Below are 16,416 nucleotides of genomic sequence, written 5' to 3'. Positions count from 1 at the left end.
AAAATTCCACCCCTTTGATATATTTTGCGAATTATATACGATATTTTGATAAAAAACTATCTGTTAATGATCAATAAACGCTTGTTGATCCGCACCTTCTTTTTCCACTACCGGTTTAACCATATGTTCACGATTTAAACCGAGTTGTAATGCCACACCGATTGCAATATAAATCGATGAATAAGTACCGAAACCGATACCGATTAATAAGGCAAGCGAGAAGCTATGGATTGTCGGACCGCCAAACCAATATAACGCCGAAACAACGAATAAGGTCGTAACGGAAGTCATTAAGGTTCTTGAAAGCGTTTGGCTTAATGAAATATCGATGACTTCTTGTGAATTTATACGACGGATTTTACTAAAGTTCTCACGTACACGGTCGAATACCACGATAGAGTCATTTAATGAATAACCTACCACGGAAAGAATTGCCGCCACGAAAGTCAGATCAATCTCAATCTGTAAGAATGAGAAAATACCGATAGTTACCAATACGTCATGGAATAATGCCAAAATACCGCCGATTGCTAAACGGATTTCAAAACGCGTACCGACGTAAAGCAATAACATCCCCAGTGTGGCAAGTGTTGCCCAAATCGCCCCTTGAGTCAGCTCTTCCCCGACATTCGGTCCGACGAACTCAACACTTTTAATCGTTGCCGCAGGATCTAAATCTTGATGGACAAGATCCATAATTTTATTACCCAACGACATATCGCCGGCGGATGCCGGTAAACGAATCATCAGTTCTTTTTGGCTACCGGTGGTTTGTACTAACGCATTACCGTAACCGTTTTGTTCCAATAAACCGCGTACTTTGCTTAAATCGGCTGGTTGGGAAAAGGTCGTTTCAATGACCGTACCGCCGGTAAAGTCCAATCCCCAGTTAAAACCTTTGGTAACGATAGAGAAAATACATAATGCGGTAACGATGAGTGAAAAGACGAAACCGACATAACGATATTTCATAAATGGAATAAGCTTATACGGCAGCTTGATTTCCGACGCATCTTTTTCTTTTTGCATAGTTGCCATTTATTCCACCTTAAATCCAAAGTTTTTTCACACGTTTATTGCCGCCGTACACCCAGTTTACGAGCATACGAGTACCGGTAATTGCGGTAAACATCGAAATCATTACCCCAAGTGCAAGCGTAATTGCAAAGCCTTTTACCGGACCGGTACCGACCGCATACAGCACTAACGAGGTTAAAATCGTGGTTAAGTTCGAGTCGAAAATCGAGGTGAACGCACCGTTATAACCTTCGTGAATCGCTTGTTGGATTGATCGTCCGTTACGCAGTTCTTCTTTAATACGTTCGTAAATCAATACGTTTGCATCGACCGACATACCTACCGCCAGTACGATACCGGCAATTCCCGGCATAGTCAGTGTTGCACCGATTAATGACATTAAACCGATAGTCAGCACCATATTTGCCGTCAGAGCCGTTGCCGCAAACACTCCGAACATTTTGTAGTAAATTAAACAGAATGCGATGGTTAAGATTAAACCGTACATACCGGCTTCCATCCCTTTCGCAACGTTATCCGCACCTAAAGAAGCGCCGATAGTACGTTCTTCCACAATCACAATCGGTGCAATCAATGCACCCGAGCGTAACAGTACCGCAAGATTTTGCGCTTCTGCCGGCGAATCGATACCGGTAATTTGGAATTGGCTGCCAAGGCGTGAGTTGATGGTTGCGACGTTAATCACTTCTTCGTGTTTTTCTAAAATCACTTTACCGTTAGCGTCTTTACGACCGGAGTCTTTAAACTCGCTGTAAAGGGTCGCCATCGGTTTGCCTACCGCGCTTTTGGTAATATCCGCCATCATCGTACCGCCTTCGGCATCAAGATTGATACTTACTTGCGGTAAACCGCGTTCGTCTTTGCCCGAGGTCGCATCAATAATATGTTCGCCGCCTAAAGACGGTTTACGACGTAACACGACGGGATTGCCGTCACGCGTATATTGAATTTCGGAATCCGCCGGTACGATACCTCTGGCGGCGGATTCAGGGCTGGCTTCCGCATTCACTAAACGGAATTCAAGGGTTGCCGTTGCACCGAGAAGCTCTTTGGCACGTGCGGTATCTTGTACGCCCGGTAATTCAACCACGATACGGTCCGCACCTTGACGTTGAATGGTCGGCTCGGAAACACCGAGTTCTTCTACACGTTTACGTAAAATGGATAAGTTTTGTTCAATCGCCGTATCGCGTGATGTCACCAGTCCCGTTTCCGACGGACTGAATGAAATCTCTGTCGGGCTAATAGAAGCGGCTTCAAGAGCAGTGTGAACGCGACGAATATAACGAATGGCTTTATTGGCGGTTTCCTCATCGGCAAATTCAATTACCGTGGCAAAATTTTCGCCTTTTTTAACCGCTTTATATTGCAGTTTTTCTTTACGAAGTTCCGTACGTAAACTGTCTTGTAGATTTTCTTGTTGTTTAGCCAATGCGGTGTTCATATCCACTTCCATCAGGAAGCGAACGCCGCCGCGTAAGTCCAAGCCTCGTTTCATCGGGTTACCGCCGATGTCGGTTAGCCAAGTCGGCGTTGCCGGCGCAAGGTTTAACGCTACGGAAAATTTATCGCCTAAGACTTCGGAAATTTTTTCTTTGGCAGGTAATTGTTGTTCATCTTTTTCTAAACGCACTAAAATCGAGCCGTTCTCGAGAACGGCTGATTTCGGGGTGATATTCATTGACGACAACGTTCCCTGTACTTGAACGAGCGTTTCGCTCGTCGCTTGCTGACCGCGGGTTCCGGAAATTTGAACCGACGGATCTTCTCCGTATAGGTTAGGAAGAGCATATAAGCCCCCGATGAGTACGATAATAATAATCATCAGGTTCTTCCATAATGGGAAACGATTTAACACAATTAGTCCCCTAAATGATAGGAAAATTAAGAAAGGGCTTTCATTTGACCTTTTGGTAATACCGCAACGACATAGTTACGAGAAATTACAACTTCAGTCGTATCGTTTAATGCGATCACGATGTTTTCGTTTTCAGCACTGACTTTTGTAATACGACCGATTAAGCCGCCGTTTGTTAATACTTCATCGCCTTTCGCAAGGTTAGAAAGTAAATCGCGTTGTTGTTTTTGGCGTTTCGCTTGTGGGCGATAAATCATAAAGTAAAAAATAAGACCGAAAACCGCTAAAATTACGATCATTTCTAATCCGCCGCCTTGTTGCATAAAAGCTCCTTAAAAATCAATAAGTTAGTGTTGAAAAGACAAAATTCCCGTATGAATGGGAAAATTGGTGTTTAAAATAGCATAAAATCGCTTATTTAACGAGAAGAAAATTTAATGCCATCGGGTTACTTTTAAAGTAAGATCACAATATTGCGCCTATTTTTCATAATTCAATTAATTTCAAGGAGAAATCGTGAGAAAAATCACTCGACTAGCGGTCGTTTTCGGTTTGTTTTTTGTAAATTCCGCTTTTGCTCATCAAGTGCAACTTAATGCCGTTTTGCCCAAGGCGAATGTAAGTAAAGACGGTGAACTTGTGGCACAAGGTAAAACGGTGACTTATAAAGCGTGGGCAAGTAGTAGCCTTGCCGGAAAAGTTCGCGTCGTTCATCATTTTGCCGGTAGAAGCTCGGCTAAAGAGAAGAATGAAGCGTTAATTAATGCGATTAAGGCGGCAAATTTTGATCGCAGCAAATACCAAACGACTTCAATTATTAATGCCGATGATGCGATTGTAGCCACGGGTGCTTTTGTAAAGAGCAGCGCCGAAGACGGAAAATTGGAAAATCCGCATAGCCAAGTGGTATTGGATCAAAACGGCAGCGTGAAAAATGCTTGGGGACTCAAACCGAAAGACAGTTTTATAGCGGTATTGGATAAAAGCGGCAAAGTACAATTTGTCGCAGAAGGCAAGCTATCGGCAGCGCAGATTCAGCAAGTAATTACGCTGGTTAATCGCCTTATCGTACAATAAATAAAAAAGACGAAGCGGAAAACTTCGTCTTTTTCTCTTCGGCTTAATTAGAAAATAATTTCCGCTTTTAAACCGCCCATCTCGCTACGGCTAAGTTTCATCGAGAAACCGTGCAGCTCAACGATACGTTTAATGATCGAAATGCCTAAGCCGCTGCCTTTCTCATCTTTATCGGATTGAACCGGGCGATCGACCGGACGATAAAACGGTTGTCCGAGTTTATTCAAATCTTCATCACTTACTCCGTAACCGTCGTCTTCAATCGTTAAACCGTTTGAGGTCAGCGTCAGCTTAATTTTACTGCCTTCCGGCGTATAGTTAATCGCATTATCAATTAAATTCCGCAAGATTAAATTGATCAGTAGCGGCTTTCCTTGCTGATTTTGCGGTATGCTTTGCAAATCCACGCAGATTTCCAACCGCTTGCTTTCCGCTTGCGGGTAAAGCTGGCTGACATTTTGTTCGATTAATGCCTGCCAATTGATCGTTTCAAGCTCATCAAGCTGTTCTAAATTCTCTAAACGAGAGAGTGTGAGTAATTGCTCGATTAATTGCGCAATCCGGTCAATACCGTGAGTTAGGTTATTTAAAGCACTTAAATGCGTATCGGGATCGTCCAGCGTCATTTGGGCAATTTCCGTTTGAATACGTAAGCCGGCTAACGGGCTGCGTAATTCATGCGCCGCATCGGAAGTAAATCGTCGTTCTCGGCTTAACATCGTTTGAGTACGGTTGAAATAACGATTTAAACTTTGTACAAGCGGTTGAATTTCTTGGGGTAAATGCGCCGTTTGAATTGGTGTGGTTTCATCCGGTTTACGTTTTAACACTTGTTTTTGTAATGAACGTAACGAAGTTAATTCTCGAGTAACGATAAACCAAATCGCCAAAATCAATAGCGGTAGAGCGATAAAACCTCCCCAAAATTTTGAAGCCATCACTTTATTGATGATCTTATTGCGATAGTCGATTTCCTGCCCGACGGCAATATACAAATCTCGATGTTTTAACCAAAAAATACGCCATGTATCCACTTCGTCTTCTTCATCGTCGTGTTCGATTAAGCGGACGTTTTTAAAGCCTCTGTGGGGAGCGAACTCGATAAATTGTCCGTCCCGCCCGTCATTGAAAATAGGATCGCCTTGTTCGGTAAACACGGCAAACGCCAAAGCGTCGTCATCCACGTGTTTTTGATAGAAGTGACGGCGATGGCGAGGGCGAATTTCATGAAAGCCTTGCATAATATTCGAAGAGGCGAGTCGTTCCGCAAATAAAACTTGTTGCGTATCGAATTGTTTATCCATTTCTTCACGAAATTTAAACCATTCTATCGCTGTGGCGGTAAACCAAATGAGTAGGCTGATACCGGATAAAATAACGATCAATCTAAAACGTAAACTATTGTTAGCAAAGCGTTTAAGCATCTGAATTTCCTATTTTATAACCTATGCCGTGTACGGTTTTGATCCATTCTTTACCGAGTTTTTTACGTAAATTATGGATATAAACTTCCATAGCGTTACTGCTGACGTCGTTATCCCAACTGTATAATTTTTCTTCGATAGCGGAACGCGTCAAAACACGATCTTTATTACTGGCAAACAGTAACAGCAATTGAAATTCTTTCGAGGTTAAATTGATCTCTTTATCGGCAAGGGTTACTTTGTGGGTACTGCTGTCAATCGTCAGATCACCGAGAGTAATTTCGGTGGAACTCTGTTTATAACGGCGGCGAATTAGAGCTTGTAAACGGACGACCACTTCCATTAATGCAAACGGCTTACAGAGATAATCGTCCGCACCGGAATTAAATCCCAATATTCTTTCGTCTAACGTATCCCTTGCGGTTAAGATTAAAACCGGAATATCCAGATTTTCTTTACGCCAATTTTTCAGAATGGCTAAACCGTCCATTTTAGGTAACGTTAAATCCAAAACGACCGCATCATATTCGGTAGAGAATAACGCTTCAAAGCCTAATTTACCGTCTTGGAACCAATCAACGACAAAATTTTGTTTGGTTAGTCCCAGCTTTAAGCCGTCACCGATTAGTTTGTCGTCTTCAATCAGTAGAATACGCATATTATTGTCCGATAAAGCGACAAGCGGTCTAAATTTGCTGAAATTTTGCAAAAATCGACCGCTTGTATAAATGATTAATAAATAAGAATTATTGTACTTTTTCTACGCTATAAACATCAATAGACGAGTCGAAAGTTTCTTTATCCAATTTACCTTGGATACGAATAGTATCGTTTGGCGTGACGTCCAAACCTTTCCATACGTGGTCGTCGATTTCGATTTTAATATTGCCGGTGCTATCGGCAAAAATGTATTCGTCACCGTCCACTTGGCGTTGGATTTTACCTTGTAATACCGCACGGCTGTCATCGTGCAATGATTTCGCTTGTGCGATAGTAACCGTATTAGCCGTGTTCGCGCCGAAAGTTTGATTCTGAACCGTTTCGTTTTTCGTTGAGCAAGCCGCTAATAAAGTTGCCGTAGCAAGGGTGGTTAATACTAAGATTTTTTTCATAAATTGCATTCCTTAATATGCTGATTTTAAAAGAGATAATATGATTTAACTATTTCAATCTCGTGATGTTTTTCACTTTAATTTCAGGTTGTTCCCATTGTTTATCTAAAATACCGTCAATACGAACTTTATCCTGTGGACCTATCGATAAACCGCGCCATAAGCTTGGCGGCACTTCAATTTTGATTTGACCGGTACTATCGACAAAAGTGTATTCGGTATCGTTTACTTGTTTTGAAATCGAACCTTCTAATTGAACGAACGAACGATCTTTCGCTTCTAACGCTGCTTTCGCATCTTTCGCCACCGCATTTTGATCAATAAAACCTTGCGGTTTATAGCCGCCGAACTGATGCGGGTGATGATACGCCATCATTCTCATCATATCGTACGGATGTTTGCCGTTGTGATGAAACGAATGGAAGTTCTGTCCGCGACCTTGTCCTTGCATCATTTGATCCGCCGCTTTACGCGTAAATTCAACCTCTTGTTGCCCGATAACCGGTGCCGCTTTTTCCGCAGGTGCCGGCATTTCGGTTTGTACGTTATTTTGCGCTTGTGCGGTCGTTTCTTCCGCATTAGCGAAGGAAGTTAAAGCCATAGAAGAAAGTGCAAGAATAGAAGTCATTGTCATAAATTTTTTCATATTAAGCTCCCGAATTAAATGAGTGATTGTTTGCCTTATATCGGCGCGATAAAACTTAACGTTTTTGAATGCGATCTACATCAATGCTTGCCGGACCTTGCGAATCCTGATCAACTTTACCGTAAATCGTGATTTTATCTTTCGGTGTAATGTTTTGATTCTGCCAAGCGTGATCTTCAACATCAATTTTAATTTCGTCGGTTGCGTCTTTAAACAAGAATTCATCACTGTCTATTTGACGAGTAATATTGCCCGTAAGCGTAACCGGCGTATTTTCAGCCGCTTTTTTCGCTTGAGCGATGGTATTCACCGCTTTTGCCGGTTCATTGTTACCGCCGTTAAAACCTGCTAAAGCTGAAGTTGAGATTGCTAATAGAGTGGTTAAAGTTAAAAATTTCTTCATAGTTTGCTCCGAATAAATATGAAATAAAAAGTGCGTTGCTTTATTGACGTGTGCATTAAAACAAACAAATCTTAAAGAAATCTTAAGAAAAGAATTTTTAGGATAGTGGACAAAATTGAGTCTAATTTCCCCATGATATAGCCATAATGAACATTTTTGAGTCTGTTATGGCTTTATTTTTAACTTCGCTGGCAAATAAAATCCTTTATAAACAACATCTTATGTTCATCAGTCAATCCTTGGTGAGGAGCTAATTTTGCTTTCATCAGCTTAAAAAATGACTCGACTAAATTCGTCGTATGTGCAATATGCAGTTCAGGATAATCTTGATAGGTAAATAAATAATTTATGCTACGTTTTAGACTCCAATAGGCACTTCTTAATCGTTTGTGTTTAAACCGTTTTGCATTATGCTCCGAGCGTTCGTTAAAGTAAGTTTTATACTCATTCAGCCATTGCAGTAATGCTTGATTAAGTGTCTCTTTTGTATAAGATTTAAGTGAATAGTATAGCTCCAATAACGCTTTCCCAGCCGGAGATTTGGGGGATTTCGTTAAATAAAATATCCCTCTCCCAACTTGATGAAAATGACACATCTGAGTTGGAATATCAGGATATGCATTGAGTAATCCTCTCCTACCATCGCAGGTAATCGATTGAATCTTAATGCCTTTTTCCATTAATTCTGATATAGCTTCGAAATAATACTGATTTTTCTCAGCGGGAATAAAACGAAAGTAGACCGGTTTGGAAGAGAGTGAATCCACTAAAACCAATACGGCAAAACGCTGTTTAAAATGTGTGGTATCCATCACGATGTTAATGGTTTCGGGTAAAGGTTGTTGCTCAGCTTTGATGGATTTTTGAAGATGTCTTCTGATGGTTCTTTCAGAACATTGATATTCAATAGTAAGCTGCCGAATGGTTTGTTTTAGCGAGGTATACTTAAACCAAATTTCTTGTGAATTAAGTCGTTTGGATGCAACAAAATTACGATGGCAATCGAGACATTTATAGCGTTGAACACCATTAATTTTGCCATATTTTTTGAGGTTAAAAGATGAGCAGAAAATACAATTTTTTAGTCATTTTTATAAAAAGTGGGTTAAAGCCTTATAGTACAAGGTTTTAACCCATTTTGTAGGCTCAATTTTGTCCACTATCCCGAATTTTTTTATAAAAAAGCCCCGATTATGATCTGACCCCAAAAAGTTAGACTGTTTAATTTAAGGACTGAGTTCTGTATTGTACAGGGCTCAGTCCTTTTAATTTCACTTGAATACGCTCATTGTTGTAATAATGAATGTACTCGTGAATCACTTTCTCAAGTTGTTCGAAAGTTTCAAATCGCTTACCAAAGTAACATTCCGTTTTCAATCGCCCAAAAAAACTTTCCATTGCCCCATTATCCAAGCAATTCGCTTTTCTCGACATACTTTGTTTAATATGATGTTTTCTCAGCATTTCTTGATAGTCTGCCATCTGGTATTGCCAGCCTTGGTCGGAATGTAAAATCGGTTTAGCGCCCTTAGGCAGTTTTGCGACTGCTTGCTTTAGCATCCGCATCACTTGCTCAAAGTTAGGGCTTCTTGCTAAATCATAAGCAAGAATTTCACTATTAAACAAGTCCTTAATAGGCGATAAATAGAGCTTGCCTTCCGCACATTTAAACTCGGTGATATCCGTTACGAGCTTTTCATTTGGCGCCGTTGCGTGAAAATCCTGTTGCAATACATTCTCGGCAATTTTACCCACTTCACCTTGATAAGAACGATATTTCCTCTGCTTACATTTCCCTTTTAAATCAAGCTGTTGCATTATCCTTTGAATACGCTTATGGTTAATCGCACCCAAAAAATCACGTAACTTTAACGTAATACGACGATAGCCGTAATTGCCATCATTATCTTGATAAATCTCAATCACTTTCTGCCTAATCACTGCATTTTTATCGATTTTAGGCGGTAAGTGATAAAAGAACGTACTACGTTTTAAACCAGTCAAAGGGAGGAGGATTTCTAAGGGAAAATCCACTCGCAACGTTTTTACGATGGCTGCTTTTGCCGCATTTTTTGTTGGCTGAGCTCCCGCAACTTTTTTAGGTAAGCTACCTCCGCTTCCAGCTCTAAAATACGATAACGTAGGCGTTCTTCTTCAGTTTTAGGTGGAGGAGGCATTTTCGGGTATTTCGGTTTCATTGTCGGGCGACCTTTGGGCTTGGGTAATAAGCCGTTTATACCTTGTTCTTCAAAGATGTGCAACCATTGGCTAATCGAACCTGAATTAGCAATGCCAAAATGAAGGGAGGCGCTTTCCGCAGAAAATTGCCCCTTTTTGACCGCTTGTATGACGGTTAATTTGAATTCGGGGGAATATTTTTGCTTCTTACCTATCACCGCTAGCCCATTGATTCCGTTATGATTAAATTGAGCAATCCATCGAATTAAGGTTTTCTTGGATAATTGAAAATGTCGTTGAGTGAATAAACGGTTTTTGTCATTTTGAAGATAAAACTCGATGACTTGTTGTTTGAATAGCGAGTTATATTTAGTCATAAAAATCTGCACCTTAATCCGTTGGAGGTTTAGTCCAACTTTTGGGGGGCAGATCAATCAAGATGAGCTTTTTTATAACACAAGCGGTTTAATTTTTTATATTTCTTGCAAAAAAGGAGAAAAATCCGACCGCTTAGGATATTAAAAAAGTGCGTATTAAACGCACTTTTTTTACTTTATATGGTTGTCTATTAGCCGTTGTATTTTTGGAATACTAAGCAAGCGTTCGTACCGCCGAAGCCGAAGCTGTTTGACATTACAGTTGTAAGTGCTTTGTCTTGACGCTCGGTCACGATATTTAAGCCTTCCGCTTGTTCGTCTAATGTCTCGATGTTAATGCTTGGAGCGATAAAGCCGTTCTCTAACATTAATAACGAGTAGATTGCTTCGTGTGCGCCTGCAGCCCCTAAAGAGTGACCTGTCATTGATTTGGTCGATGAAATCGCAGGTTTTTTATCACCGAATACGTTTTTAATTGCACCTAATTCTTTTACATCGCCGACCGGTGTAGAAGTACCGTGTACGTTAATGTATTCCACTTCGCCGTTTACCGTTGCTAACGCTTGTTTCATACAACGTTCCGCACCTTCACCGCTTGGCGCAACCATATCATAACCGTCAGAGGTTGCACCGTAACCTACGATTTCAGCATAGATTTTCGCACCGCGCGCAAGAGCGTGTTCTAATTCTTCAACGACAACCACCGCACCGCCGCCTGCGATAACGAAACCGTCACGGTTTGCGTCGTAAGCACGGCTTGCTTTAGTCGGGTTATCGTTATATTTGGTTGAAACCGCACCCATCGCATCGAATTCGGTTGCGCATTCCCAGGAAAGTTCTTCCGCACCGCCGGCAAATACTACGTCTTGTTTACCTAATTGGATTAATTCCATTGCATGGCCGATACAGTGAGCGGAAGTCGCACATGCCGAGCTGATTGAGTAGTTTACGCCGCGGATTTTATACGGAGTCGCTAAACATGCCGATACGCTTGACGCCATCGTTTTAGTTACCGCATAAGGGCCGACCGCTTTCACGCCGCGCGGGCCGCGTACCGCATCACAAGCTACTAATTGGCTGTGTGCCGAACCGGTACCCGCACCGATAACCAAACCGGTACGATCGTTTGATACTTGATCTTCGGTTAAACCCGAATCTTCGATAGCTTCTTTCATTGAAAGATAAGCGTAAGCGGCGGCATCCCCCATAAAACGATAGACTTTACGGTCAATTAATTCCGCCGGATTTAACTTAATTGTGCCGGCAACTTGGCTGCGCATACCGACTTCAGCAAATTCAGGAACGAATTCAATACCTGATTTACCTTCTTTTAATGAAGCTAAAACTTCTTCTTTATTGTTACCGATACTAGAAATAACGCCTAAACCAGTGATAACGACTCTTTTCATTTTGTTTCCTTCATCAGATTGATTTCGTAAGATATTAGATTCAGCTTACACTTGTTCGCTAAAGTAAGCTACTAAAACTTGTTTATTTTACATGATTTTAGGACTGGTCTGAACTCTTTTCGTCATTGTTTCAAGTCTGATCCGAGCTGTTTTTTAGAATTTTTGCGAGATGTCAAAAGTTATTTGGCGGCTGTCTTTACTTTTTTTATCAAAATGTTACATTGATCACACTTTTATGTTGTAAGGGAGTAAATGTGAAAACGTTACAGTTATCAACAAATACGATAAATCATCATTTATCCGAGGCTTCCTTTTCAAAAAATATTGATTGGACATCGCATATTACATGGGGAATTTCTCGTGTTGATGCGTTGGATCATTTCAGAACTCAACGTGCTTTAGCGGCGAACAGTCCGCAATTCGAGCAGGTTTTCTCATTATTACCGCTTTTAATTCATACCAATTTGCCCGAATTGCCGGCATATATAAAAAACGCACCGAGCGGTATCGCCGCTTTTGAACTTTCCGAATATCAGGCAAATTATCTTTCCGAATTATCGTTGTCGCATTTAGCGATTCGGAATTCCGCCGATCTTGTTGCGTTTGACGGGCTTTATTCGATGGGAAGCACCGGTACGATTACGCAAACCAGTTTGTCCGATATCGATTTATGGCTTTGTTATTCCGACCGTTTAAACGCTTTGGAGTATCAATTAGTAGAGCAGAAGTTGGACAAAATCAAACAATGGGCGAAACGTCTCGGGGTGGACGTCAGCTTCTATTTAATGAATCCGGCGCATTTTAAGGCGCATTTATATCATAGCGATGTAAACGAAGAGCATAGCGGCTCGGCACAACATTATTTCTTATTGGACGAATTTTATCGTTCGGCGATTCGTTTAGCCGGTAAGCGATTGCTTTGGTTGCATTTGCCCGACGGGCTATATCAACAATATCTGTCTTCAGCCGAATTTAATCCGGCGGAATGGATTGATTTCGGTGATTTTTCATCGCTTTCGACCGGTGAATTTTTCGGTGCAAGCCTTTGGCAGTTGTATAAAGGGATCGGATATCCGTATAAATCTGCAATTAAGATTTTATTACTGGAAAGTTATGCGGACACTTATCCGAATACGAATTTGATCTCAAAACAGTTCAAGCAAAAATTGTTAGCCGTGCAAACGGTCGAATATCATTTTGATCCTTATTTGGCGATGTTAGAGCAGGTCACGGATTATTTAAGCAAGCGTAAAGAAATGTTGCGGTTATCCCGTTTAAGAATGTGCTTTTACGTTAAGGCAAGCGAGGGGGAATCTCGCGAAACTTGGCGCACTCAAGCTCTGAGAGAACTCATTGAAGGGTGGAATTGGAATCTGCAAGAGCTTAATTTATTGGATAATCGTCAGAATTGGAAAATTAAGCAAGCGGTCACTCATCAGCAAATTATTGTCGAGCAGCTGTTGCAGAGTTATCGAAATTTAATTCAATTCGCCCGAAAATTTCATATCGATCCGAGCATTTTAGCCAGTGATATTGATATTTTAATGCGAAAATTATATTCGGTGTTTGAAATGGCGCCGGGTAAAGTTCCGTTAATTAATCCTCAAATTTCCGAGAATTTGGCGGAAAGTGCGGTGACTTTTATTGAAGTACGGGAAGGATCTGCGATGCAAGCGGGCTGGTATATGATCAATCAAGCACCGAGAAGTCCTTATGATCCGACATTGCGTTATGTAAGACAGGCGAAAAATTTAACTAAACTGGTTGCTTGGGGATACTTTAACGGTGTGATTACGTCTAATACCCAATTACATTTGGTTAGTCGTAGTTTGGATTTATCTCGGCTGCGTCAATTTATTACCGATTTGCGTTTGTCGTTTCCGGTTAAGGCACCGGAAATGATCGATGACGATTTGTTACACCCGAATGAAATCCGTAGTTTGATTTTAGCGATAAATTTAGTGAAGGACCCGACCCAGAAATTAGAGCCGACCAGACGGGCGGTTCAACCGAGCGATCTCTTTAACTTCGGATCCGCTCAACAAAGTTTGGTCGGTAGCGTGAGTATTATTTATCGTAATTTATGGAATGAAATTAGAACGCAGCACTTTGAAGGCGACGATGCGATTTTAAAAGCCTTGAAGCTGATTTCAAATAAGATTTATCGCAGCTCGGCTTCGCCGCAATCGGTTAATGTTTTTTGTTATAGCCGTCATTTGCGTAGCGAGCTACGTGATTTTATTGCGGAGTTGGTTCATAAGTGCATTACGATTCAAACGGGAACCATTTCACAAAAACAACCGTTAAGTACGTTAAAAGTCGCCGGCAAAATGTGGCAATTCGTATTCGGCAAGCAGAAAGTAGAGATTCAACCGCTGAATGAACAAGCGGTCGAATTTAACCAAGAAATTGCCAATTTGCAAGATGAAGCCGGTATGCGTGCCAAATCGAACTGTGTTTTCCCGAAAGAAATCGATGAATTTGCCAGTGAAGGCTTTTTACAATTTTTCTTTGAGGATAATGCGGACGAGAGCTTTAACGTTTATATTTTAGATGAGAAAAATACTTTGGAAGTTTGTCACGATTGTTTTTGTTCTAAAGAAGAAAAAGTCAAAGAAATCAATCGGATTCATGCCGCTGAAAACAGTAAAGAAAATGCGTCGTTGGAAAGTTTTAACTTCCCTCAGTTTTATCAATTAATTAGCCTAAATGGTAAAACGCGGATAGTTCCTTTCCAAAGCAAACAACATCGACAATATTTGCGGCAAGTTCAACAAGGATAATATGCTTATTACTCAACTGCTAAATTGATGTGCGTATCGAAGTAAACAAGCATGGATTTAGTTATTTTATATTTGGAACCTCAATTTTATGGCGATAGATATCTCTCATTTGGATAATCCGGAATTAGCAAAAATCGTAGCGTTACTCGCTACCAGTATTACGATTGTGCCGTTATTTAAACGTATCGGGCTGGGTAGCGTACTGGGTTATTTAGTGGCGGGATGTCTGATCGGTCCGTCCGTGTTGGGGCTGATTCAAGATCCGCAAGCGGTCGTCCATTTGGCGGAACTCGGTGTCGTGATGTTCCTATTCATTATCGGTTTGGAAATGCACCCGGAGCTATTGTGGAGTATGCGTAAAGCTATTTTCGGAAGAGGCTTCTTACAAGTGGCGACTTGCGGCGTTTTATTGACTTTAGCCGGTATCTATATTCTGGGTTTAACTAAAGAAGTGGCGTTTATCGCCGGTGCGGGTTTTACCCTGTCTTCCACCGCGATTGTGATGCAAGTGCTTGAAGATAAAGGGATTGCCAGCACGCAAAAAGGACAGCGCATCGTTTCGACTTTATTATTTGAAGATTTGGCTATCGTGCCTTTGTTGGCGACGATTGCCTTTTTGGCGCCGGAACAAGCGAATGAAGAAAAAACATTCAGCTTAACTTCTATCGGTATTGCGATTGTCGGCATTATTATTTTAGTTGTCGGCAGTAAATGGGTAATGAATCCGCTATTTAGAATGATCTCGAAAGCGAAAGTACGTGAAATGATGACGGCCGCAGCGTTATTAGTGGTTCTCGGTGCGGCGTTATTGATGGAAATGAGCGGGCTTTCGATGGCAATGGGAGCGTTCGTTGCCGGAGTTGTTCTGTCCGAATCTTCTTTCCGTCACCAATTGGAAGCGGATATCGAGCCGTTCAGGGGCTTATTGCTCGGGCTGTTTTTTATGGGCGTCGGGATGTCGCTTGATCTGAATTTCGTATTTAACGATTTAATTTGGTTATTAAGTATCGTAGCGGTCTGTGTGTTAGGGAAAGCGTTCGGCGTTTATATCATCGCTTTAATTACACGATTGCCTCATCGCGAAGCCTTGATGCGTACTTCGATTATGAGCCATGGCGGCGAATTTGCATTCGTCCTGTTTTCCGCAGCGGCGGCAGGCTTGTTGGATCAAGATCAACAGGCGACTTTTACCGCAGCGGTGATTGTGTCGATGTTAATCTCGCCGTTAGTGATGTTGCTGATGCAGCGTATGGTTGCGCGTAAAGCGAGTGTCGAAGCGCCGAATATGATGGGGATTGAGATTGCCGAAGATTTGGAGAACAGCGTAATTGTTATCGGATTCGGGCGTTTTAGTCAGATTGTCTGTCAGGCATTGTTAGCGAGAGGTATTACGGTTACCGTGATTGATTCAAGTACCGATCGTATTCGAGCAGCGGCTACTTTCGGGTTTAAAGTGTATTATGGGGACGGTACTCGACTTGACGTGTTGCGAGCAAGCGGATTGGAAAAAGCCGATTGTGTCGTATTGGGCATCAATAATCCGGCGCGTAGCGCATTAATCGTAGAACAAATCAAAAACGAATATCCGCTCACGCCGATCTTTGCACGAACTTATGACCGCCATAGTGCGATTGAATTAACGAAATTACATGTAGATTTCCAAATTCGTGAAACCTTGGAATCCGCATTGGTATTGAGTAAAGCGGCAATGATGAAATTAGGGGTGGACGAAGTGGAAGCAACCGAAATTGTGGAGAATGTACGTTTGCTGGATAGAGAGCGTTTTAAAGAAGAACTGATTTACGGCACTTCGGCGGAATTGATTCGTAAATATTTTACGCCGAAGCCGTTTTTTAAGCCGCAACAAGAAGCGGAAGCCTTAAATGAAGATGCGGCGGAAATCTTAGCGGAAGAAGCGGTCGAGTCAAATGCGGAAAGCAAAGAGAAATAAACGTCTGAAAAATTCGTATTTGATCAAATATCTTAACAACAAAGGGCGAGTTATCGCCCTTTTCGTTTACATAAAGGTAACAAATCTTTATGATTAGCCTTAGTAAAACAAGCGGTTATTTTTAAGATTTTCTTTGTAAAATCAGATGTTATTTATTGAA

14 protein-coding genes are annotated in these 16,416 nt (G+C 41.5%); 3 read left to right on the top strand and 11 right to left on the bottom strand.

Translation table 11 applies throughout. From position 1 onward, the window contains the following. Positions 1-63: 63 nt before the first annotated feature. Genes secF through yajC form a run of 3 tightly spaced genes read right to left on the bottom strand, consistent with a single transcriptional unit; the run spans position 64 to position 3,219 of the window. Entirely contained in the window at positions 64-1,038 is a 975-nt protein-coding gene (gene secF / locus DRF63_RS05820) for a protein translocase subunit SecF (RefSeq protein ID WP_005597908.1), read from the bottom strand. Positions 1,039-1,048: 10 nt separating this feature from the next. Continuing rightward, positions 1,049-2,896 (bottom strand): protein translocase subunit SecD, encoded by a 1,848-nt coding sequence (gene secD, locus DRF63_RS05815; protein WP_080550263.1) that lies wholly within the window; start codon positions 2,894-2,896, stop codon positions 1,049-1,051. Between the two features lie 26 nt (positions 2,897-2,922). Further along, positions 2,923-3,219 carry a preprotein translocase subunit YajC gene (gene yajC / locus DRF63_RS05810; protein ID WP_005597904.1) on the bottom strand — a complete coding sequence of 99 codons (297 nt, stop codon included), beginning with the start codon at positions 3,217-3,219 and terminating at the stop codon, positions 2,923-2,925. Between the two features lie 193 nt (positions 3,220-3,412). Here yajC and DRF63_RS05805 point away from each other — a divergent pair, with 193 nt between their 5' ends. Next, entirely contained in the window at positions 3,413-3,973 is a 561-nt protein-coding gene (locus DRF63_RS05805; RefSeq protein ID WP_005597901.1) for a YtfJ family protein, read from the top strand. Between the two features lie 47 nt (positions 3,974-4,020). Here the strand turns inward: DRF63_RS05805 and DRF63_RS05800 are convergent, their stop codons facing one another. From DRF63_RS05800 to fabB, 8 genes are all read right to left on the bottom strand, one after another. Next, complete coding sequence (locus DRF63_RS05800; protein WP_005597899.1) at positions 4,021-5,397, bottom strand: ATP-binding protein; 1,377 nt, start codon at positions 5,395-5,397, stop codon at positions 4,021-4,023. Further along, the gene (locus tag DRF63_RS05795) at positions 5,390-6,055 is read right to left on the bottom strand and encodes a response regulator (protein WP_005619495.1); all 666 of its coding nucleotides are present in this window, start codon (positions 6,053-6,055) and stop codon (positions 5,390-5,392) included. Before DRF63_RS05795 ends, DRF63_RS05800 begins: the two co-directional genes overlap by 8 nt. 88 nt (positions 6,056-6,143) lie before the next feature. Then, the gene (locus tag DRF63_RS05790; protein WP_117374030.1) at positions 6,144-6,509 is read right to left on the bottom strand and encodes a YgiW/YdeI family stress tolerance OB fold protein; all 366 of its coding nucleotides are present in this window, start codon (positions 6,507-6,509) and stop codon (positions 6,144-6,146) included. Between the two features lie 49 nt (positions 6,510-6,558). Further along, entirely contained in the window at positions 6,559-7,155 is a 597-nt protein-coding gene (locus DRF63_RS05785; protein WP_005597892.1) for a NirD/YgiW/YdeI family stress tolerance protein, read from the bottom strand. A gap of 55 nt (positions 7,156-7,210) precedes the next feature. Further along, positions 7,211-7,558, bottom strand: coding sequence for a YgiW/YdeI family stress tolerance OB fold protein (locus tag DRF63_RS05780; RefSeq protein WP_005597890.1), 348 nt, complete (start codon positions 7,556-7,558; stop codon positions 7,211-7,213). 179 nt (positions 7,559-7,737) lie between these two features. After that, positions 7,738-8,631: an IS256 family transposase, variant Zn-binding type gene (locus DRF63_RS05775; RefSeq protein WP_418910102.1), complete on the bottom strand. Its 894-nt coding sequence runs from the start codon at positions 8,629-8,631 to the stop codon at positions 7,738-7,740. 148 nt (positions 8,632-8,779) lie between these two features. Further along, positions 8,780-10,113 (bottom strand): IS3 family transposase gene (locus DRF63_RS05770; protein ID WP_108744155.1). Its coding sequence is split into 2 segments (ribosomal slippage): positions 8,780-9,660 and positions 9,660-10,113, totalling 1,335 coding nucleotides; the frame shifts between segments, so codons are not numbered across the junction. 191 nt (positions 10,114-10,304) lie between these two features. Continuing rightward, positions 10,305-11,522 (bottom strand): beta-ketoacyl-ACP synthase I, encoded by a 1,218-nt coding sequence (gene fabB / locus DRF63_RS05765; RefSeq protein ID WP_005597872.1) that lies wholly within the window; start codon positions 11,520-11,522, stop codon positions 10,305-10,307. A 254-nt stretch (positions 11,523-11,776) separates the two neighbouring features. On the opposite strand from fabB, the gene DRF63_RS05760 reads away from it, so the two are divergent. Continuing rightward, the gene (locus DRF63_RS05760; RefSeq protein WP_005597870.1) at positions 11,777-14,305 is read left to right on the top strand and encodes a class I adenylate cyclase; all 2,529 of its coding nucleotides are present in this window, start codon (positions 11,777-11,779) and stop codon (positions 14,303-14,305) included. Positions 14,306-14,393: 88 nt separating this feature from the next. After that, positions 14,394-16,256, top strand: coding sequence for a monovalent cation:proton antiporter-2 (CPA2) family protein (locus DRF63_RS05755; protein ID WP_005597867.1), 1,863 nt, complete (start codon positions 14,394-14,396; stop codon positions 16,254-16,256). Positions 16,257-16,416: the final 160 nt, after the last annotated feature.

It is taken from the genome of Actinobacillus pleuropneumoniae (assembly GCF_003290385.1).
GTDB lineage: Bacteria > Pseudomonadota > Gammaproteobacteria > Enterobacterales > Pasteurellaceae > Actinobacillus > Actinobacillus lignieresii.
Note: the sequence above shows the minus strand (reverse complement) of the source record. Positions and strands in the feature narration are given on the sequence as shown.